17 protein-coding genes and 1 pseudogene are annotated in these 18,676 nt (G+C 56.4%); 10 read left to right on the forward strand and 8 right to left on the reverse strand.

Going from position 1 to position 18,676, the window contains the following annotated elements:
- Positions 1 to 11: 11 nt before the first annotated feature.
- The 7 genes and pseudogenes from PMI36_RS31525 to PMI36_RS08760 all read right to left on the reverse strand — a co-directional run bounded on the left by PMI36_RS31525 (position 12) and on the right by PMI36_RS08760 (position 5,792).
- Positions 12 to 158 (reverse strand): hypothetical protein, encoded by a 147-nt coding sequence (locus PMI36_RS31525; RefSeq protein ID WP_157214967.1) that lies wholly within the window; start codon positions 156 to 158, stop codon positions 12 to 14.
- Between the two features lie 59 nt (positions 159 to 217).
- A pseudogene (locus PMI36_RS32100) lies at positions 218 to 316 on the reverse strand (methyltransferase domain-containing protein); the annotation flags it as partial.
- Between the two features lie 54 nt (positions 317 to 370).
- Entirely contained in the window at positions 371 to 1,309 is a 939-nt protein-coding gene (locus PMI36_RS08780; protein ID WP_008073808.1) for a carbohydrate kinase family protein, read from the reverse strand.
- Positions 1,310 to 1,440: 131 nt separating this feature from the next.
- Positions 1,441 to 2,079 carry a nucleoside triphosphate hydrolase gene (locus PMI36_RS08775; RefSeq protein ID WP_008073810.1) on the reverse strand — a complete coding sequence of 213 codons (639 nt, stop codon included), beginning with the start codon at positions 2,077 to 2,079 and terminating at the stop codon, positions 1,441 to 1,443.
- Positions 2,080 to 2,243: 164 nt separating this feature from the next.
- Positions 2,244 to 3,170, reverse strand: a complete 927-nt coding sequence (locus tag PMI36_RS08770) for an ABC transporter substrate-binding protein (RefSeq protein WP_008073813.1) — start codon at positions 3,168 to 3,170, stop codon at positions 2,244 to 2,246.
- A 43-nt stretch (positions 3,171 to 3,213) separates the two neighbouring features.
- The gene (locus tag PMI36_RS08765) at positions 3,214 to 4,236 is read right to left on the reverse strand and encodes an ABC transporter permease subunit (RefSeq protein WP_008073815.1); all 1,023 of its coding nucleotides are present in this window, start codon (positions 4,234 to 4,236) and stop codon (positions 3,214 to 3,216) included.
- Entirely contained in the window at positions 4,233 to 5,792 is a 1,560-nt protein-coding gene (locus tag PMI36_RS08760; protein WP_008073817.1) for a sugar ABC transporter ATP-binding protein, read from the reverse strand. Before PMI36_RS08760 ends, PMI36_RS08765 begins: the two co-directional genes overlap by 4 nt.
- Before the next feature lie 517 nt (positions 5,793 to 6,309).
- Between PMI36_RS08760 and PMI36_RS08755 the strand changes: the two genes are divergently transcribed.
- The 4 genes from PMI36_RS08755 to PMI36_RS0129760 all read left to right on the forward strand — a co-directional run bounded on the left by PMI36_RS08755 (position 6,310) and on the right by PMI36_RS0129760 (position 11,301).
- Positions 6,310 to 7,320 (forward strand): LacI family DNA-binding transcriptional regulator, encoded by a 1,011-nt coding sequence (locus PMI36_RS08755; protein WP_008073818.1) that lies wholly within the window; start codon positions 6,310 to 6,312, stop codon positions 7,318 to 7,320.
- Between the two features lie 414 nt (positions 7,321 to 7,734).
- Entirely contained in the window at positions 7,735 to 9,399 is a 1,665-nt protein-coding gene (gene pgi / locus PMI36_RS08750; protein ID WP_008073819.1) for a glucose-6-phosphate isomerase, read from the forward strand.
- 231 nt (positions 9,400 to 9,630) lie between these two features.
- Positions 9,631 to 10,857 (forward strand): maltoporin, encoded by a 1,227-nt coding sequence (locus tag PMI36_RS08745; protein ID WP_008073820.1) that lies wholly within the window; start codon positions 9,631 to 9,633, stop codon positions 10,855 to 10,857.
- Between the two features lie 234 nt (positions 10,858 to 11,091).
- On the forward strand, positions 11,092 to 11,301 hold the full coding sequence (locus tag PMI36_RS0129760; protein WP_177319498.1) for an NIL domain-containing protein: 210 nt from the start codon (positions 11,092 to 11,094) through the stop codon (positions 11,299 to 11,301).
- A gap of 7 nt (positions 11,302 to 11,308) precedes the next feature.
- Here PMI36_RS0129760 and PMI36_RS08740 read toward each other — a convergent pair whose 3' ends face one another.
- Positions 11,309 to 12,547 carry an acyl-CoA dehydrogenase family protein gene (locus tag PMI36_RS08740; protein WP_008073821.1) on the reverse strand — a complete coding sequence of 413 codons (1,239 nt, stop codon included), beginning with the start codon at positions 12,545 to 12,547 and terminating at the stop codon, positions 11,309 to 11,311.
- Between the two features lie 392 nt (positions 12,548 to 12,939).
- Here PMI36_RS08740 and msuE point away from each other — a divergent pair, with 392 nt between their 5' ends.
- From msuE to PMI36_RS08710, 6 genes are all read left to right on the forward strand, one after another.
- Positions 12,940 to 13,503 carry an FMN reductase gene (gene msuE / locus PMI36_RS08735; RefSeq protein WP_008073822.1) on the forward strand — a complete coding sequence of 188 codons (564 nt, stop codon included), beginning with the start codon at positions 12,940 to 12,942 and terminating at the stop codon, positions 13,501 to 13,503.
- 45 nt (positions 13,504 to 13,548) lie between these two features.
- A complete protein-coding gene (sfnG, locus tag PMI36_RS08730) occupies positions 13,549 to 14,649 on the forward strand; it encodes a dimethylsulfone monooxygenase SfnG (protein ID WP_008073823.1) in 1,101 nt (366 codons plus the stop codon).
- Positions 14,650 to 14,664: 15 nt separating this feature from the next.
- Entirely contained in the window at positions 14,665 to 15,828 is a 1,164-nt protein-coding gene (locus PMI36_RS08725; RefSeq protein WP_008073827.1) for an AMP-binding protein, read from the forward strand.
- A gap of 14 nt (positions 15,829 to 15,842) precedes the next feature.
- Positions 15,843 to 16,634 carry an ABC transporter ATP-binding protein gene (locus tag PMI36_RS08720; RefSeq protein ID WP_008073828.1) on the forward strand — a complete coding sequence of 264 codons (792 nt, stop codon included), beginning with the start codon at positions 15,843 to 15,845 and terminating at the stop codon, positions 16,632 to 16,634.
- A gap of 69 nt (positions 16,635 to 16,703) precedes the next feature.
- Positions 16,704 to 17,585 (forward strand): branched-chain amino acid ABC transporter permease, encoded by an 882-nt coding sequence (locus PMI36_RS08715; protein WP_008073829.1) that lies wholly within the window; start codon positions 16,704 to 16,706, stop codon positions 17,583 to 17,585.
- A gap of 11 nt (positions 17,586 to 17,596) precedes the next feature.
- On the forward strand, positions 17,597 to 18,664 hold the full coding sequence (locus PMI36_RS08710; RefSeq protein ID WP_008073830.1) for a branched-chain amino acid ABC transporter permease: 1,068 nt from the start codon (positions 17,597 to 17,599) through the stop codon (positions 18,662 to 18,664).
- Positions 18,665 to 18,676 lie beyond the last annotated feature (12 nt).

Here is an 18,676-nt window from a genome sequence, read left to right on the forward strand (position 1 = left end):
CGCCAGAGGAGTCAGAACGCGTATTGCAGGCGGGTGTAGTAGTAACCGCCGGTGAAGCCGAAGGGTGAAAAACTGCCCCAGTTATCGCCGAACGAAGAGTTGCTTACGCCGATATGGTCCGGGTACTTGTCGAACAGGTTCTGCGCGCCGACGGCCACGGTCAGTTGTTTGTTGAGCGCATAGGCATTGTACGGTGGTCCTCGCGCTGCCTCGACCAGGTCGCGTCGCCATCTACGCCGATTACTTTGATAGTCTGTTCAGCCAGCGCCCGCAACAGCCAGCCTTCGCCACAGCCCAAGTCAAGCGGGGGTGGGGGACCCCACTTGCTCGCGAAAACTGCAATGCCCGCGATACAGATTCTGACCAGATATCAATCCAACTGATGCCGATAAGGTAAGTCCGGCCCGGTCTTGCCGCAGGTCAGGGCGGCGGCGCTGACGGCGAAGGTGAGCATCGCGTCGATCTGTTCGTGACTCAAGCGCTGCAAACCCTCCACCGAATCCAGCTGCTGTTCGGTCAGCCAGGCGATCAACGCCGCTTGGAAGGTGTCGCCGGCGCCCACGGTATCAGCCATCACCACCGCGCAGGCCGGCGCCGACCAACTGCCATGGCGGCGGCTGAATACCGTTGCTCCCTGGCCGCCACGGGTGAGGAATACCAGTTGGCAGCGGTGTTCCAGCCAGCCATGGATCACGCTCTGCGGATCACGCTCGGGGTAGAGCAGGTTCAGGTCCTCGTCGCTGACCTTGATCAGGTCGGCATGCTCGACCAGAGTGTTGATGCGTTCGCGCCACAGTTCGATATTCGGTTGCGGGTTGAGTCGCACGTTGGGGTCGAGGCTGATCAGGCGTTTGCCGCTTTCCCGGCGGACCAGGGCCAGCAGGGTGTCGGCAATCGGCTGCACCACCAGCGAGAACGAGCCGATATGCAACCCACGCACCTCAGCGCCTAACTCAGGTAAATGCCCCGGCAACAGCTGGCGATCGGCACAGCCTTCGCCTCGGAAGCTGTAATGCGGCGAGCCGTCGGCACCGACGGCGACCATCGCCAGGGTGGTCGGTGCGTCGAAGTCCTGCAGGTAGTCCGGGCGCACGCCTTCCTCCTGCAGCACTTGCTGTAAACGCCGGCCGAGGTAGTCGCTGGACAGCCCGGCGAACAGCGCGACGTCGATGCCCAGACGGCGCAAGCCGACGGCGACGTTGAACGGCGAACCACCGGCAATCGCTTTGTAGTTCACTTTTGAAGCTTGAACGTTGACGTCGTTTTCACTGAAGAAATCGAACAGCGCTTCACCACATACCAGATACATAGTCATTCGCTCTTTAAAGGTTCGCTACAAGTTGTTAATAGCGTTCGTAGGCCTGTTAGCGTTAAAAATCTAGCCAAGCAAAACGCTTGGTTAACGGCGTGATTCTTTCTCAAAAGAGAGGAAGTGGGATCTTAATTTGTGATCGTGAAGTCAGCGATATTGCTGGCCGAAATCACAATGTCGGCATTCGGAAGGTCGTTGCGATGAACTTTTTCATAGGAAGTGGCCTCATCGAAACCCAATGATCGCCATCGATCAAGCAGGCGCGCTTCCAGGGTTTTGCGGTCAGCCTGCAGCATTATGGTGGCGTCAAAACAGTCTATTAAGGACGACCATGGGGCGAGGTCTAATAGAAGGTAGTTTCCTTCCACGATGAGATATTTCACGTCAGAGGAAATCAATTGTCCTGCAGCACGGGATATCTCCAGGATTCGATCGAATACCGGAACGGCAACCGCTGGTTCGTTGTTCGCACGAAGCCGTAGCAGCAGACTCCTGAAGCCACCCACATCGAATGTATCAGGTGAGCCCTTACGATCTAAAAGGTTCAAGGATCCAAGAACCGCATCATCGTAATGAAAGCCATCTCCGGGAACAACAGCTGCGCTCCCCGGCATAACGCTATTAAGAGCCTCTACCAAGGCCTGAGAGACGGTGGACTTACCGGCACCAGGCGGCCCCGCTAGCGCAACGACAATTCGATTCCCAGACAGGGCCTTAACGTAGTTAAGTAGCTCTGTACTTACTATTGTGTTTGTTTTGGTAAACATGCCAAATCTCTCCTCAGCAGCCGTCGCTCAGGTTTCCCGTAGGTTCGCCCCTCTAGGGGTTTTCATGCCGTTCGGCCGCTGCGAGCAACTCGCAGCAGCCATTCCCCGCATTAAAGAGGTGGGACCCCTATGTCATTTGACTCAATCGCTCAGTGGTCAATTGGTCAGTGGTCAGCTTGCCAGCCTTTGTACTCCATGACGTTGGCTCGTGTTACCAGTGAGGGTTGAAGCAGTACCGTTGTGCTTTCCAAAGATTTGCCATTCAACAGGTCATAACCCATCGTTACGGCCTGTTGTGCCTGGCCCCAAGGGGATTGAGAGGCGGATGCCTGGATCTGTGTATCGCTTTTGAGCGCAGTCTCTATATCGGGAGCTCCATCCACCGATGCGATAATGATGCCTTTGCGCTTGAGTTGTTTTGCTGCCAGGTCTGCACCTATGGCCTGGGGATCATTGATCGCGAACACCGCGTCGACTTTTGCAAAGCGAGTCAAGTCGCCTTGCATCACGCTGTAGCCACCTTCACGCGAGCCTTTGGCATCCTGATTATCAGACAGTACTTTGATATCAGGTGCCTGCGCGAAAACACTCTTACAGCCATTGACTCGGTCCAAGACTGCTGAGGTCTGCGTACCATTCTGGATAATAACGTTACCCTTGCCACCCAGCTTCTCAGAGATGTACTGACATACAATCCTGCCGGCTTCGACGTTATCGGTCTGTACCGTGGCGTTGGCACCTTGCACCATGACATCTACGCCCACAACCACTATGCCTGCCTTCCTTGCTTTAGCAATCGCAGGCGCGATTGCGACAGGGTCGACGGCGTTGACAAGAATCAAGTCTACGCCCGAAGAGATGAAGTTATCGATTTGAGTGAACTGCTTATTCAAGTCGTAATCCGCCGACACTGAGATAAATTTTGCGGCGGGATTGATATGCAGTGCCTCGGCTTTGGCGCCATCTACCATCGCTACAAAATAAGGATTACCCAGCGAGCCAACAGTTATCCCGACGGATTTCAACTCTCGCGCTTGAGCGCTGCTAAATGCCAGTAGTGTACAAACAGCGGTAAATATTATTTTTTTCATGAGCACTGTCTCTTGTTATTGGAGTGTGGGGGTTATATATGATTCAGGTTCGTGCACCTGACTGCCGAAAGCGATCGAGGGCTACCGCGCCGATGATGACAACACCTTTGATAATGTATTGCCAGATATCCGAAACTCCCAGCAATATCAGGCCATTGGAAAGTGTAGCGATAATCAGGGCGCCAATTAGCGTGCCGACGATAGTGCCGACGCCTCCTGTAAAGCGCGTGCCTCCCAGAATAACGGCGGCGATAGCGTCGAGTTCATAAGACTGTCCCATTTGCAGTCCGTTAGCAGCCATCAGTCGAGCGGAAGTCATGATAGCCCCCACACCCGCCAACAAACCGGATAGGGCATAAGCAAATAACAGGACTTTCCAGACTTTGATTCCCGACAACCGTGCGGCCTCAGGATTGCCGCCCACTGCGTAAATCTGTACGCCTAACACCGTACGTCGAAGAATAAGCCACGAAAGAGTAACCACGACTACCGCGATTACAACCAGCCATGGCACCCCGAACAACGTATCGTTTCCAATGTAAGCAAAGGACAGGTCGGGATTGAAGACCGTTTTGTCTTCGCCGATGAGGCGTGCGATTCCACGCATCGCAGTCAATCCGCCTAGCGTGACGATAAATGCCGGTAGCTTTCCAAAAGCGACCAATACACCATTGACGAGCCCTAGTAGCAGTCCGACTCCAAGCCCCGCAGCGATGGCCAGGGGAGCAAACCCCGGAACTTGCGATACCAATAGCGCCACTACTGCGGAAACAGCCAGAATCGAACCAACCGAAAGGTCGATTCCTCCGGTCAAAATCACAAAAGTCAGACCTGACGCCAATACCACATTGATAGAGGCTTGCTGACTGATGATCGAGAAATTCTGAACCGAGAAAAAGCTCTCGCTCATCAGGCCAAAGCCCACACAAAGGAGTAACAGTACGGGCAGCATGCCCGCCACTCTCATTAGTTGGCGCATTTTATCCTGGGTGGAAGCTCCGGCGATGCTTCGTACACCAGGCGTGGTGAAGTCACTTGCTACTTTGCTTTGCAGTGGGGAAGTCATTGGACTAAGTCTCCGTTGGCTAGAGTCAACCTGTCGCTGCCTGTGGCAGACGCGATAATGGCTTCAGGTGTGATATCAAGACCGCTGTGGCCACCGAGTTCGGTGACAAGTTTACCTTCACACATGACCAATACACGGTCGGCAATTCCAACGATCTCTGGTAGTTCACTTGAAATTATCACTACGCAAACGCCGGATGCTGCTAATGCATTGATGATTTTATATATTTCTGATTTAGCCCCAATGTCGACACCCGATGTAGGCTCGTCGAGGAACAATACTCTGGGCTTCATCTCCAGCAGACGAGCCAACAAAACTTTTTGCTGGTTACCTCCGGACAGTGCTCCAACATTGATATCTGAAGACGCTTTGATATTGAGTGCCTGGATTGCTTGTTCGGTACGTCCAGTTCCGGCCGTTCGGTCCACAAACCCCGCAAATCGAGCATCACTTCCCACAACACATACATTGATATTGTCGTGGACACTCATGTCGAGAAAAAGGCCCAGTGCTTTGCGGTCTTCTGTCAGATAGACGATGCCTGCGTTACCTGCATCGCGAGGAGAGCGTATGACTACAACTTCGCCGTCCATCTCAATCTTTCCGCCTGAGTACGCATCGACGCCTGCGATTAATCGGGCAAGTTCGGTTCTTCCAGAACCCACCAGTCCTGCAATCCCGAGAATTTCGCCGGCGTACAGATCGAAACTGCAATCCTGAATTTTGAAGTCATCTGTAAGATTGTTAACACGTAGTATCGGTTGCTCGTAAGAGCACAAAGAACGCTCATGGGCGTAGAAGCCGGAAACATCGCGGCCAACCATCATCCGGACCAGGGTTTCAGCTGACAGCGTGACGCGATCCAGCGAACCAACGTAACGACCGTCCCGGAGCACCGAAACACAATCGGACAATGCGTATATCTCGGCCATTCGATGGCTGATATAGATGATCGCGACGCCATCATCACGTAGCTGCCGAATCAATGTAAAAAGGCTTTCGGTCTCTTTTGTGGATAGCGGCGTTGTAGGCTCGTCCATCACCAGGATTCGCGTATCGGCATGAATTGCACGCGCGATTTCAACAAGTTGTTGGTCCGCAATCGACAAGGTGCCGACCAGTGCGTGTGGATCAAATGTGACGCCAAGTCGCTTTAGTACTACGAGCGCGCCTTCGGTCATTGCCTTGCGGTTTATAACTCCACATCGACGAATCTCTCTACCCAGGTAGATGTTCTCCACCACGCTCATATTTGCGCACAAGCTGAGCTCTTGATAGATGACGGATATGCCATGGCGCTTCGCATCGTTCACGCCATAGTTTCGAATATCACATCCGTCGATTCGTATAGTGCCACTGTCGGCGACATAGGCCCCCGATAGTATTTTCATCAGAGTGGATTTTCCGGCGCCGTTTTCGCCCATTAGCGCGTGGATTTGTCCAGGGAAAATACTGAGGTCAATGTCATGCAGGACGCGCACCCCATTGAATGACTTCGAGATGGAATGCATTTCCAATAGGGCAGGAGGGGGGCTTTCAGATCCAGTGCTCAGCATAGCTGTTAACTCCTTATCTACCGATTTGAGAGGCAGTTGAAACCTCCCATCGGTGTTCTTGTTTGAGCAACATAGTCGAAAGGAAAGCGCTTGCGCAAGCGCTTTCCTTTTCGTTCGAGGAATTCTCAAAAAAGCACTTCAACGTCCATCCCCTAGGGAAGCCCCGATCAAAGAGCACATGAAAAGGATGTTAGAAAAGCGCTTGCGCAAGCGCTTTCGTCTCGGCTATGCTTTTTTCAACAAGCGCTGCTGCGTCCATCAATTGGTTCGCAGGATGATCGCTACGATAATAAAAAGGAGTGCCCGGCTATGCTGCATAGCGGATTCCACCATCTCGATTCACAGACTTCAGATGCGCTGCGCATCTCGCTGGGTCTTTCACGAAATTGCGGGCTCGCCCCGGCATCAATTCCGAGAGCCATCGACGCATTTTCTCGCCGTGAGCTTTACAATAGGTAGCAACTGGACATGAGTTCAGCGCTATCCATCAAATCACGTGAGAAAGGAGTGATGCACAGTGGGTGCAAAGATGAGCGATGTCGCGAGAGCCGCGAACGTATCAATGTCTACGGTATCTCATGTTCTCAACGGTACTCGTAAAGTACATCCTGACACCGTCCGTAGTGTGAATCAGGCTGTAGAGTCCGTAGGCTATATTCGAAACTCACTCGCTCGGTCTCTGGCTCGCTCCTCTTCGGGTTCGGGTGCTATCGGCGTGGCGATTGCTACGCTTTCAAACTATTACTTCAGTGAAACAGTACGTGCCATCGAAGCGGCATGCGCGAAAAGCGGATTGATGATGATACTGGTCAATACGCAAAGAGATCCGGAACAGGAACTCAAAGCGGTCAAGGCACTGCATGAGCGACGTGTTGACGGGATTGTACTCGCTTCGGAATATGATCCAGAAAATCGAGTATTTAATTACTTAAAAGCCAACAAGATACCCACGGTTCTCATCGATCGACTTCTCTCGACGTCTTTTGATCAGGTGGGGGTAGAGAATAAGCACTCCTCTCAAGAGTTGATTGCACATTTGATTAAGCTGGGTCATCGGCGTATCGGGATGGTATCCGGACGATTGACTCAGTCTTCTTCTCATGAGCGAATTGACGGCTACCGTGCGGCTTTAGCTGACGCTGGAATTGAGTACGAAGATCAATTGGTTTGCTGTGGTGAATCGGCGATTGCGCCGGCAATGGAAGCCACGCGCCGTTTGCTATCGCTAGAGCACCCGCCCACCGCAATAATGACTGCAAACAACTTGATGACCATTGGTGCAATGCAGGCTCTTCGTGAAGCGGGGCTTGAGGTGCCAAAGGATATCGCGCTGGTTGGCTTTGACGATTTCGACTGGGCGGATGCTTTTAGCCCAAGACTGACAGTTGTAGCGCAACCTCTCGAGGAGCTCGGAGCCCAGGCTGTGAAGCTTTTATTGAAGCGTATCAAGCAACCTGAGGGTAGACGTCAGACTATTAGATTGAAACCCTCTTTAATCCAGCGAGATTCTTGCGGCGCTCCAAAATGACTGTACTCAGGGTTTCGTCCTGAGGATCTAGCGGTGCAGACGTGAATTATTTGATGCTTGTCCACGTCTCGCCGCCTGGATAACTTTGAAACTAAATGACTGGCACCTGGTTTCCATTTGTCATGCACGGATATGCATGTTTGCAGTGTTTTCTGCTTGAGTGCCCCCGCGTTCGGTTTTGTTTTCTTCAGGTTTCAATGATTTCGTTATAGAGATAGACATTTATTTGAATCGCGATGGAGAACGCTAGCCCTCGCGGGAGTAAATCCGATAATGGGTCGTAACTGCACAATGCAGGGCTTATTCCTGTGATGGCGCTTCTGCGTTTGCAGAATTACAAAACGCCCACATTTGAATGGCAAGAAAAGAGTTGATTGAGACGGCACAAGCCGTATTGGCGAAGAAGGGCTGAGCATGAATAACTACAACAAAACGAATGATGTGACTGCACTGCCGGCATGGCGCAATCTGCTCGACCATCGGGAGAGCATGAAAAATTTTAGTATGCGCGATGCCTTTCGAGATAACAGTAAACGCTTTCAAGACTTTTCCTTGGCGGGCTGCGGGCTTTTTTTGGATTACTCCAAAAACCTCATCACTCACGAAACGCGTTCATTGCTTGTAAACCTTGCTCGCGAGGCAGGCGTGGAACAGGCCGCGCGTGCCATGTTCAGTGGAGAGAAAATCAACTGCTCCGAAGGGCGTCCAGTGCTGCATACGGCGCTGCGGCGACCAGTGGGGGACGCTTTGATGGTCGATGGTCGCAACTTGATGCGCGATGTGCATGGAGCCCTGGCGCAGATGACTGACGTTGTGAGTCGTATCCATAACCATCTGTGGCGTGGTTACAACGACAAGGTCATCACCGATGTCGTAAACATTGGTATTGGTGGCTCATTTCTGGGCCCGGAGCTTGTCTCTGAGGCGCTGGCGCCTTTTGCTCGGCATGGGGTGCGGTGCCATTATCTAGCTAATATCGACGGCAGTGAGTTCCGAGAGGTTACAGCCGGACTGAACGTAGAAACAACGCTGTTCATCATCTCCAGCAAAACCTTCGGTACTCTTGAAACCTTGAAGAATGCACAAGCTTCTCGTAGCTGGTACTTGGCTAAGGGCGGGACGGAAGAGAAGCTATATCGCCATTTCATTGCTGTGACCAATAATCGCCAGGCAGCGCTGGATTTCGGCATCCGTGAAGCAAACATTTTTCCTATGTGGGACTGGGTCGGTGGCCGTTACTCACTATGGTCTGCAATTGGCCTGCCGATTGCGCTGGCCATTGGCATCGCTAACTTCAAGGAACTGCTATCCGGCGCGTACGCTATGGATCAGCATTTCCTGAACGAACCATTGGAACAGAACCTTCCTGTTCTTTTAGCGGTACTCGGCGTTTGGTATCACAATTTTTGGGGTGCGCAAAGCTATGCTTTCTTGCCCTATGACCATTACCTGCGCAACTTCGTTAAGCATCTGCAGCAGATGGACATGGAGTCAAATGGTAAAAGTGTTCGTCATGATGGCACGTCAGTGTCTTGCACCACGGGCCCGGTAATCTGGGGCGGCGTGGGGTGTAACGGACAGCACGCTTACCACCAGTTGCTGCATCAGGGAACGCCTCTGATTCCAGCTGACTTCATTGTGCCTGTGGTCAGCCACAATCCAGTGGCTGATCATCAGGAATGGCTGTATGCCAATTGCTTGTCTCAAAGCCAAGCGCTGATGTGGGGCAAAACCCGCAGTGAAGCTGAGGCAGAGCTAAAAGCCAAAGGCCTTTCATCCAGTGAGATTGAACGACTGGCACCGCATAAAGTGATCCCCGGTAACCGGCCAAGCAATACAGTTGCTCTTGAGATCATCAATCCACATAGCCTTGGTGCGCTGATCGCGCTTTATGAGCACAAGGTCTTTGTCCAGGGCGTAATTTGGGGAGTCAATTCGTTTGATCAATGGGGCGTGGAACTGGGCAAGGAGCTAAGTAACAGCGTGCATAGCCTCCTGACTCGCTATGACGCGCAACCGGCTGATGATTCCTCGACGCAGGGTCTTATAGATTTCTTCCGAGGACGTCATCGGGGGTAGAGCCTCATAAGATTGGACGGGACTAATGCCTTATCGTTAGCTCGTCTGGTCACTTTGCGCCGGCAATGCCTGGATTCTTCTCATTGGTTCAGCGGTGCCTTTTCTATTCGATTTAACTTGGTATTTCCCTTTCGAAAACCGGTGCGTGGGAGTTAACCGTGTACTTTGATTAAAAGCGTGCTGTTCGCGTCGACCTTATCCAATAAATATAACAAACAAAAGGTGTTATGAATGAACGTTAAAACTCTCAGCGCAGTTCTGGGTGCGTCCTTTGCTGTCGGCTTTTTGCCCGTTGACGCGTATTCAACAGACTTCAGTGGTTATTTCAGAACCGGAGTTGGAGATTCGACTCAAGGAGGGAAACAGTCGTGTTTTCAGCTACCGGGCGCGCAATCCAAATACCGTCTTGGCAACGAATGTGAGCAATATCTGGAGCTGGATTTGCGCCAGGATCTGCTTTCACTGGACGACGGCTCGGTGGTCAGCGTGGAAGGCATGGCACAGTTTTATAACGAGTATGGCCATGAACCAAAATTTGACGGGGAGCACGGCTATACGCGGATGAGTCAGCTCTACGCTGAGTGGAGCAAGATGCCGGCATTGAATGGCGGTTCTTTCTGGGCGGGCCGTCGTTACTACAACCGAAACGACATCAATATTTCCGACTACTTCTACTGGAACCAAAGCTCAACAGGCTTTGGGTTCGACCAGGTCGCATTGGGAGATCTGAAATACAGCTACGTGTTCTCACGCAAGGACAACGTCTTTCAAAAGGATTTTGTTACCCGTCAGGATGTGACCGTCAGTGGATTCAACACAAATCCCGGTGGCGAGGTTCAACTGGGCGTCAGTTATCTGGACAAGCCGAGCCGCGAGAATGCTCATCAGGGCTGGTCAGTGGTTGCCCAGCACAAGCAGGTCGCGTTTCTTGGCGGAGTCAACAAGTTCGCTGTTCAATACGGCCGAGGGCCGGGCACCGCATTGGGCTACACCGGTGATACCACGTTGGATGAGAGCAACAAGAGCTGGCGGCTCGTGGAGTTTTTCGACTGGCAAATGACTCATGCTTTTAGTGGTCAAGTTGAATTGGTCTATCAAAAAGACACGCGCCCTGATGGTGATGATCAGAACTGGTTATCCATTGGTGTTCGGCCAATTTATGCGTTCACGGACCAGTTCAAGTTGATCACCGAAGTTGGGCGCGACCAGGTTGAAGCTGCAGACGGTACCCGAAAACTCACTAAGTACACCATCGCGCCTACCTGGTCACCGAAGGGCCCGGGATTCTGGGACAGGCCGGAATTTCGTCTGTATTACACCTACGCTACCTGGAACAAGGCTGCGCAACGCGCCGCCAGCTTGCAATCTCCGGGATCGGCGTTGTCTGATACCGGTGCGTTTGGTACAGACCTGCAAGGCTCCAACGTAGGTGTTCAGATCGAGTATTGGTGGAAATAAATCCTGAAATGACAGGGCTGACAATCAGCCCGGATCTGCTTCAACAACGGCGGATAGCGAGGGCAATCCAACGCTTCCTCTCAAACAGGAAGGGTGTGGTGAACCGCGAGAGGAAGTGAGCGAGTCAGATGATGCTGAACGTTGTGACGTTCAGCACCATAGTCGCTCGAACATTGAAATCCTATTCGAGTTGGAATGTGAAATAGGGCGTTGCGTTAGATGGAAATATACGAAATGCGCACCCGTCTCTTTGAGAGTGCGCTTGCCGTCGGCCAGGCACTGGGTGGGCAGGTCAGCTTGCTGCATGGCGGTATCGAGCGTATCCAGAGCCGCGCCCAGGGACGTTGGTTCCTGGGCGTAGCGACGAGCCAGGGGCCAGACGCCAGACGCGTTGCTGGCCCGTGCTTCGTCGCTGGCCGATCAGGTGCAGGTGCTGGGGCGTGATGTCGGCTTACTTCGATCCAGCGCCGATCTGCCAGACGTAGGGCGGTTCGGTGCTGTTGATTTCCCAGTCGCCGATAATGCGTTCCTTGTAGATGAGGGGGTTGTGCGAGGCCGCGGTGCGGGCGTTGCGCCAGTGACGATCGAAGGCCTTGCCGGTGCTGGTGGCCGAGGCGCTGAGGGCGTTGAACAGGTCACTGGTGGCGCGCAGCACAAGGTCAGCGATCACCACTTGGGCCTGGGCCGATTCCAGTTCGGCGGCGATGTTGGCCTCGCGTTCGGCGACTTCGTCATGGGCGAAGCGGCTTTCGTACGCCACCTGCAAGGCGGTCGCCGCGCGCAGGGTGGTGGCGTGTGCGGCGTAGACCTGCGCCGATGCCTTGCCCACCACTTGCTGCACCTGGACGTCCTGGCTGACGTGGCTGGCATTGCCGGTGCTGAAGATGCGCGTGCGCTTGCGCACTTCTTCCGTGATGTCGTGCACCGCGGCACGGCCGGCACCGGTCTGAACCGCCAACAGCACCAGTTGATAGAAGGCCGTCTGGTACTTGAAGCGGGTGGCGAAGTCGAGCAGGTTTTCAGGCTCCACCACGGCGTTTTCGAATACCGAGGTGCCGCTACCGGTGGTGCGCTGGCCAAAGCCATCCCAATCGTCACTCTGCGAGATGCCCGGTTGTTGCACGCGGACGGCGGCAATCACGTCGGCACCGTTGTCATCGCGCTGGGCATAGAGGTCGATCCAATCGGCGAAGATGCTACCGGTGCTGTAGTACTTGGTGCCGTTGACTACCCAGTGTTCGCCCAGACGCGAGACGCGAGTGCCGACCTGGCCGATCTTGACGCTGCCGATTTCGGTCCAGGCATTGCCCACCAGATCACCCTCGACAAAACGCTTGAACCAGGTGTCCTGTGGTGCGTCAGCCTGGGCATTGAGGCGGTCTTCGACAAAGGCAAAGTGACCGCGCAACGCCTGTGGCAAATTGGAGTCCGCTTCGGCCAATTCGATCAGTAACTCAAACAGCTGGGGCAGGGAAGCGCCAGCGCCACCGTACTGGATCGGCACACGCACGGCGCCAAAGCCGGCTTCCTTCAGCCATTTCACTTGTTCAAAGGGCAGGCTGCGGCTTTGCTCGCGCTCCAGTGCGCCGGCGGCGATGCGTGCAAAGATCGGCCGGAAGCGCTCGGCCAGGGCCTGGTAGTCGGTACCGGTGGAGAGGGGGTGTGGCAGGTGTTGTTGCTGGACTGTCATGGTGCAGCTCCTTATGGAAGGCAAGAGAAGCAACAGAGCGGTCGATCTGCTGCGTACTGCTGTCAGTGCACAGGTCGTGCCTGGCGCTGTAAAAAGCCGTTTTACAGGGCGTGCGGGGTGTCGACGGCGCTCACTCCTGTCGCCTGCCGGGCAACTTGTTGAAGCGCTGACCGCCCGACAACAGCGGCCCGGGCGGGGCTTCGTGCCAAACGCCACGAGACAACTGTTGTGAGTGCAACAGTTGATCAACAGCCTGTCCGTTGGACGACACTGCGGCGTTTTACGAAAACTGTATAACTAATTGATTCATATTGAATTATTGAAGTGGCACGGTTGCTGCTCTAGTCCTTGTGCAGGTGCCGCGGTGGCCTCTGCCACCACGAGGACGGGCAATGGGCAATACACTGAAAGTGGTCGCGGTATCCGGGAGCGTGCAGCGGCCTACGCGCACCCTGGTGCTGCTCAAGGCGCTGATCGCCGGTCTTGCGCAACAACTGCCGATTGAACTGCACCTGATCGAGTTGTCCGAGGTCGGCCCGCAGTTTGCCGGGGTGCTGCGCCGTGAAGACTTGCCCGCTGCGGTCGAGGCCGATCTGCAGGCCATTGAAACGGCCAACCTGCTGATTGCTGCCAGCCCGGTATACCGCGCCTCGTACACTGGACTGTTCAAGCACCTGTTCGATTTCGTCCATCACCAGGCGTTGAACAACGTGCCGGTGTTGCTGGCCGCCACCGGTGGCTCGGACCGTCACGCCCTGATCATCGATCACCAGTTGCGCCCGCTGTTCGGCTTTTTCCAGGCCCTGAGCTTGCCCATCGGTGTGTATGCCGCCGAAGCCGATTTCACCGATTACCAGATCACCAGCCCGCAGTTGCTCGAACGCATCGAGCGCGCTGTCGAGTCGGCGGTACTGAGCCTCAATCCGACTGTTCAACCGGACACCAGCGCAGCCTGACGTCCCGGGTCAACCCTCATTTCAACGAATCATGGAGTACATGCAATGAGCCAGAACAACATCAAGTTTGCCTACTGGGTTCCCAACGTCAGCGGCGGCCTTGTGGTCAGCAAGATCGAACAGCGCACTAGCTGGGACATCGATTACAACCGCAAGCTGGCGCAAATCGCCGAAAAGGCCGGCTTCGAATACGCTTTGTCACAGATCCGCTTCACTGCCGGTTATGGCGCCGAAAACCAACACGAATCGGTGACCATCAGCCACGCACTGTTGGCCGCCACCGAGAAGCTCAAGGTGATCGCGGCCATCCTGCCTGGCCCATGGAGTCCGGTGCTGGCGGCCAAGCAGCTGGCCACCATTGACCAGTTCACCAACGGTCGCGTTGCGGTGAATATCGTGTCGGGCTGGTTCAAGGGCGAATTCCGCGCCATTGGCGAACCATGGCTGGACCACGATGAGCGCTATCGTCGCTCGGAAGAATTCATCCAGGCGCTGAAGGGCATTTGGACCCAGGACAACTTCAGTTTTCATGGCGATTTCTACCGCTTCCACGACTACACCCTCAAACCCAAGCCACTGCAGCAACCGCACCCGGAAATCTTCCAGGGTGGCAGCTCGCGCGCGGCGCGGGACATGGCTTCGCGGGTCTCCGATTGGTATTTCACCAACGGCAACACTGTCGAAGGCATCAAGGCCCAGGTCGACGACATTCGGGCCAAGGCCGCGATCAATGGCCACTCGGTGAAAGTTGGGGTGAACGCCTTTGTCATCGCCCGTGAAACCGAGGCTGAGGCCCGCGCGGTGTTGCAGGAAATTATCGCCAAGGCCGACCCCGAGGCCGTCAACGGTTTCGGCAGCGAGGCGAAGAACGCCGGTGCCTCCAGCCCGGAAGGCGAAGGCAACTGGGCCAAGTCCACCTTCGAAGACTTGGTGCAGTACAACGATGGTTTCAAGACCAACCTGATCGGTACACCTCAGCAGATTGCCGAACGCATCGTCGCACTCAAGGCGGTGGGCGTGGACCTGGTGCTCAGTGGCTTCCTGCACTTTCAGGAGGAGGTGGAGTACTTCGGCCGCAAGGTGTTGCCGCTGGTGCGTGAGCTGGAGCGCGAGGCTGTGGCGACCAAAGCTGCGGCACTGGTGTAAGGGACGGGAAAGGTCATGCCGACATTCATCGATAACCCGCAACCCGTCGCGGGTACCTTGCCGCAGTGGCTGCAACATCAGGCACGTCAGCAAGGGACGGGCATCGCCCTGCGCCATAAGCGCCTGGGGGTGTGGCAGGTGCTTACCTGGCGCCAACTGGCCACTGAGGTTCAACGCCTGTCCACGGCCTTGCAGGCGCGTGGTTTTGTGCCTGGTGCGACTTTGGTGATTGTCAGCCGCCCGCGGCCGGAGGCATTGATCGCTGCCCTGGCGGCACAGTGGTTGGGCGGCGTGGCCGCGCTGTTGGATCCGCTGGAGGCTGCGGCCGCACAGGTGCCGCTGTTGCGTGAGCTGCACAGTGAATGGGTGTTCGCCGAAGGCCATGAGGAGATTCAGCGCCTGCGCGCCGCCGGACTGGCGCCCAGGCTGCTGATGTACGCCGACGGCCGCGGCCTGGCTGAGGTGAGTCAGGCCGGTGACACCCTGGCGTTCGCACAACTGCTGCAGCAGGGTAGCGATCACCGGCTGGAACCCCAGGCCCGAGCCGAGCGCACAGCCTTTGCTTTCTATCGTTTGGACGCGGTGCAGGGCATCGAGCAGCAGCGCATCAGCCACGCCGAGTTGCTACTGGAAGGCCGGCGCCTGGTGCACAGCGAGCAGCTGGGGCGGCAGGACGAAGCCCTGGCGGCGCGAGCGTTTGCCGCGGGTGGTCAAGCGCGTTATTTGCTGGCGCCTTGGTTGATTGCCGGCTTTCGCCTGAATTTTCCGGAAAATCTGGAGACCCGCGATCAGGACCGGCGCGAGCTGGGCCCGACGCTGGTGGCCGGCACCCGGGAAACCTACGAGCGCCTGCATACCCAGGTCCTGGCCCGCTTGCCGGAGCCAGGCAGTTGGCGCCGGCGTCTGGTGGATTGGGCGCTGGTGGCGCACCCCGGTGCGCTGCAACGGCACCTGGGGTACTGGCTGATCCGCCGGCCGTTGCGCGATGTCCTCGGCTTTTCTCGTACCCGTGCGCCGTTGCTGGTGGGCGAGGCACTTGCACCGCCAGCCCTGGCGTTTTTCCAGGCGTTGGCTATTGAGGTACGCACCTGGCCGGATCCGGCACAGTGGCACCGCCCCGCGCCGTGGCCAGCTCCGCTGGTCAACGGCTGGATCGAAGACAGCACGCAACCGGCCTGACAAGGACATGATTCATGGCACAAACACAGGCGACAAAGGTTGAACATCTGCTAGTGCTGGAAAACATCGGTTTGTCGTTCAAGGGCGTCAAGGCGGTGACCGACATCAGCTTTGCTGTGGCAGCCGGGGAGATTTGCGCCTTGATCGGCCCCAACGGTGCGGGAAAAAGCTCACTGCTGAATGTGATCAACGGCGTGTACCAGGCCCAGCAGGGACGCATACGCTTTGCCGGAGAAGAGCACCGGCACATGCGCCCGCATGATGTGGCGGTGCGCGGTATTGCCCGCACCTTTCAGAACATCGCCTTGTTCAAAGGCATGAGTGTGCTCGACAACGTGCTCACCGGACGCACCCTCAAGCGTCGCAGCAGCTGGATTGAGCAGGCCCTGCGCATCGGCCGCGCTGCGGGCGAAGACGACCGCCAGCGGGAGGCGGCCGAACGGGTCATCGATTTTCTGCACATCCAACAGTGGCGCGACACCCTTGTCGGCAAGCTGCCCTATGGCTTGCAGAAACGGGTGGAACTGGCCCGTGCCCTGGCCTCCGAACCGCGCTTGCTGTTGCTGGACGAACCGATGGCCGGGATGAACGCCGAAGAGAAGCAGCAGATGAGCCGGTTCATCGTCGACATCAACCGTGAGCTGGGTACCACCGTGGTGTTGATCGAGCACGACATTGGCGTGGTCATGGGCATTAGCGATCACGTTATGGTACTCGACTACGGCCTCAAGATCGGCGACGGCCCGCCCGATGAGGTGCGGCAAAACCCCGAGGTGATTGCCGCTTATCTCGGCACGCGCCACTAACCCCCGAGTCGACAGCGCCGCCAGCTATCGGGTGGCAGGGGACTCTTTGCCCGCAAAACAGGAAGGCTCATGGAATTTTTCTTCGAGGTGCTGATCGGCGGGCTCTTGGCCGGGGTGATGTACGCCCTGGTGGCCATCGGTTTTGTCCTGATCTACAAGGCGTCCGGCGTCTTCAACTTCGCCCAGGGCGCGATGGTGCTGTTTTCGGCGCTGACCTTTGTCAGCCTGCTGGAGCGCGGGGTGGCGTTTTGGCTGGCGTTTGTCATCAGCCTGTCGGCGATGGTGCTGCTGGCGGTGGCGGTGGAGCGGGTGGTGTTGCGCCCGCTGGTCAACCGTTCACCGATCACCTTGTTCATGGCGACCCTCGGCTTGTCCTACGTGATCGAAGGGTTCGCCCAAGTGCTGTGGGGCGCCCAGGTACATGGCCTGGAACTGGGCATCAGTGACGAGCCCCTGGAACTGGGCGGCATGCTGCTGTCGCCGTTCGACATTTTTGCAGCCGTGACTGCCGCGTTGCTGGTGTTGGCACTTTCGCTGCTGTTTAACAAAACCCGTATCGGTTTGTCGTTGCGTGCCGTGGCCGATGACCCGCTGGCGGCGTTGGCCGTGGGCATCCGTCTGCAACGGGTCTGGGTGTTGGTGTGGGCGGTGGCCGGGTTTGTCGGTCTGGTGGCCGGCCTGCTCTGGGGCGCGCGGCTGGGGGTGCAGTTTTCGCTGTCGCTGGTGGTGCTCAAGGCCTTGCCGGTGCTGATCATCGGCGGCTTTACCTCGATCAGTGGCGCGATTGTCGGCGGGTTGATCATCGGCGCCTCGGAGAAGCTGGCCGAGGTATACCTGGGCCCCGTCATCGGCGGTGGTATCGAGAACTGGTTTCCCTATGTGCTGGCGTTGCTGTTCCTGCTGGTGCGGCCGGCCGGGTTATTTGGTGAACGCGCAATCGAGCGGGTTTAAGGAGAGGCGTGATGTTTTATCAGGAAGCCGGTCAGTTCAGTACTCGCTATGCCCAGGACCGCCGGGTATTTTGCCTGCGCCAGGACCGTTACGGCTTGGTCGGCTTGCTGCTGTTGGCCTTTGTCGGTGTGCCGTATCTGGGTAACGACTATTGGTTCAGCGCCATTCTGATTCCGTTTCTGGTGCTGTCACTGGCCGGGTTGGGGCTGAACCTACTGACCGGCTACGCCGGGCAGTTGTCGCTGGGCTCGGCGGCCTTCATGGCGGTGGGCGCCTTTGCCACTTACAACGTTGAGCTGCGGGTGCCGGGCTCGCCGTTGTTGTTCAGCATGACCCTGGGCGGGGGAGTGGCAGCGCTGGTGGCGGTGCTGTTCGGTCTGCCCAGCCTGCGGATCAAGGGTTTCTATCTGCTGGTGTCGACCCTCGCCGCGCAGTTTTTTGTGACCTGGGCGCTGACCCGCTTCAGCTGGTTTTCCAATAACAGCGCTTCGGGGGTGATCAGCGCACCGCGCCTGGAGATTCTTGGTGTGGATCTGAACTCGCCGGTGGGGCGTTACCTGCTGACTCTGGGCGTGGTGGTGGCGTTGTTCTGGCTGGGCAAGAACCTGGTGCGCAGCGAGCTAGGGCGTAACTGGATGGCGGTGCGTGACATGGACACCGCTGCTGCGGTGATGGGCATTGCGTTGTTCAAGACAAAGCTGCTGGCGTTTGCCATCAGCGGGTTCTTTCTCGGGGTGGCCGGGGCGCTTTGGGCCTTCACCTACCTAGGGACCGTGGAGCCCCACGGTTTTGACCTGAATCGATCTTTCCAGATCCTCTTTATCATCATTATCGGCGGCCTGGGCAGCATCCTCGGCAACTTCCTCGGCGCGGCGTTCATCGTGTTGTTTCCGGTGCTGCTGTCGAACCTGGTGGCCTTGTTGCCGGCCGGGCTGATCGATGCCGGACAGATAGAAAACCTGCAGAAGATGGTATTTGGCGCCCTGATCATTGTGTTCCTGATCAAGGAGCCGGAGGGCCTGGCGCGCCTCTGGCAGAAGTTCCGCGAACGCGCTCGGTTGTGGCCGCTGCGCTACTGAGCGACTCGGCGT

The organism is Pseudomonas sp. GM79 (assembly GCF_000282495.1).
Classification (GTDB): domain Bacteria; phylum Pseudomonadota; class Gammaproteobacteria; order Pseudomonadales; family Pseudomonadaceae; genus Aquipseudomonas.

What these genes read in the sequence shown, in the direction of transcription:
- PMI36_RS08720 (WP_008073828.1), top strand. Translation starts at nt 15,843, where the DNA reads ATGGCACAAACACAGGCGACAAAGGTTGAACATCTGCTAGTGCTGGAA.
- PMI36_RS08710 (WP_008073830.1), top strand. Translation starts at nt 17,597, where the DNA reads ATGTTTTATCAGGAAGCCGGTCAGTTCAGTACTCGCTATGCCCAGGAC.
- PMI36_RS08725 (WP_008073827.1), top strand. Translation starts at nt 14,665, where the DNA reads ATGCCGACATTCATCGATAACCCGCAACCCGTCGCGGGTACCTTGCCG.
- PMI36_RS08770 (WP_008073813.1), bottom strand. Translation starts at nt 3,170, where the DNA reads ATGAAAAAAATAATATTTACCGCTGTTTGTACACTACTGGCATTTAGC.
- PMI36_RS0129760 (WP_177319498.1), top strand. Translation starts at nt 11,092, where the DNA reads ATGCGCACCCGTCTCTTTGAGAGTGCGCTTGCCGTCGGCCAGGCACTG.
- PMI36_RS08740 (WP_008073821.1), bottom strand. Translation starts at nt 12,547, where the DNA reads ATGACAGTCCAGCAACAACACCTGCCACACCCCCTCTCCACCGGTACC.
- PMI36_RS08745 (WP_008073820.1), top strand. Translation starts at nt 9,631, where the DNA reads ATGAACGTTAAAACTCTCAGCGCAGTTCTGGGTGCGTCCTTTGCTGTC.
- PMI36_RS08780 (WP_008073808.1), bottom strand. Translation starts at nt 1,309, where the DNA reads ATGTATCTGGTATGTGGTGAAGCGCTGTTCGATTTCTTCAGTGAAAAC.
- pgi (WP_008073819.1), top strand. Translation starts at nt 7,735, where the DNA reads ATGAATAACTACAACAAAACGAATGATGTGACTGCACTGCCGGCATGG.
- PMI36_RS08715 (WP_008073829.1), top strand. Translation starts at nt 16,704, where the DNA reads ATGGAATTTTTCTTCGAGGTGCTGATCGGCGGGCTCTTGGCCGGGGTG.
- PMI36_RS08765 (WP_008073815.1), bottom strand. Translation starts at nt 4,236, where the DNA reads ATGACTTCCCCACTGCAAAGCAAAGTAGCAAGTGACTTCACCACGCCT.
- PMI36_RS08775 (WP_008073810.1), bottom strand. Translation starts at nt 2,079, where the DNA reads ATGTTTACCAAAACAAACACAATAGTAAGTACAGAGCTACTTAACTAC.
- msuE (WP_008073822.1), top strand. Translation starts at nt 12,940, where the DNA reads ATGGGCAATACACTGAAAGTGGTCGCGGTATCCGGGAGCGTGCAGCGG.
- PMI36_RS08760 (WP_008073817.1), bottom strand. Translation starts at nt 5,792, where the DNA reads ATGCTGAGCACTGGATCTGAAAGCCCCCCTCCTGCCCTATTGGAAATG.
- sfnG (WP_008073823.1), top strand. Translation starts at nt 13,549, where the DNA reads ATGAGCCAGAACAACATCAAGTTTGCCTACTGGGTTCCCAACGTCAGC.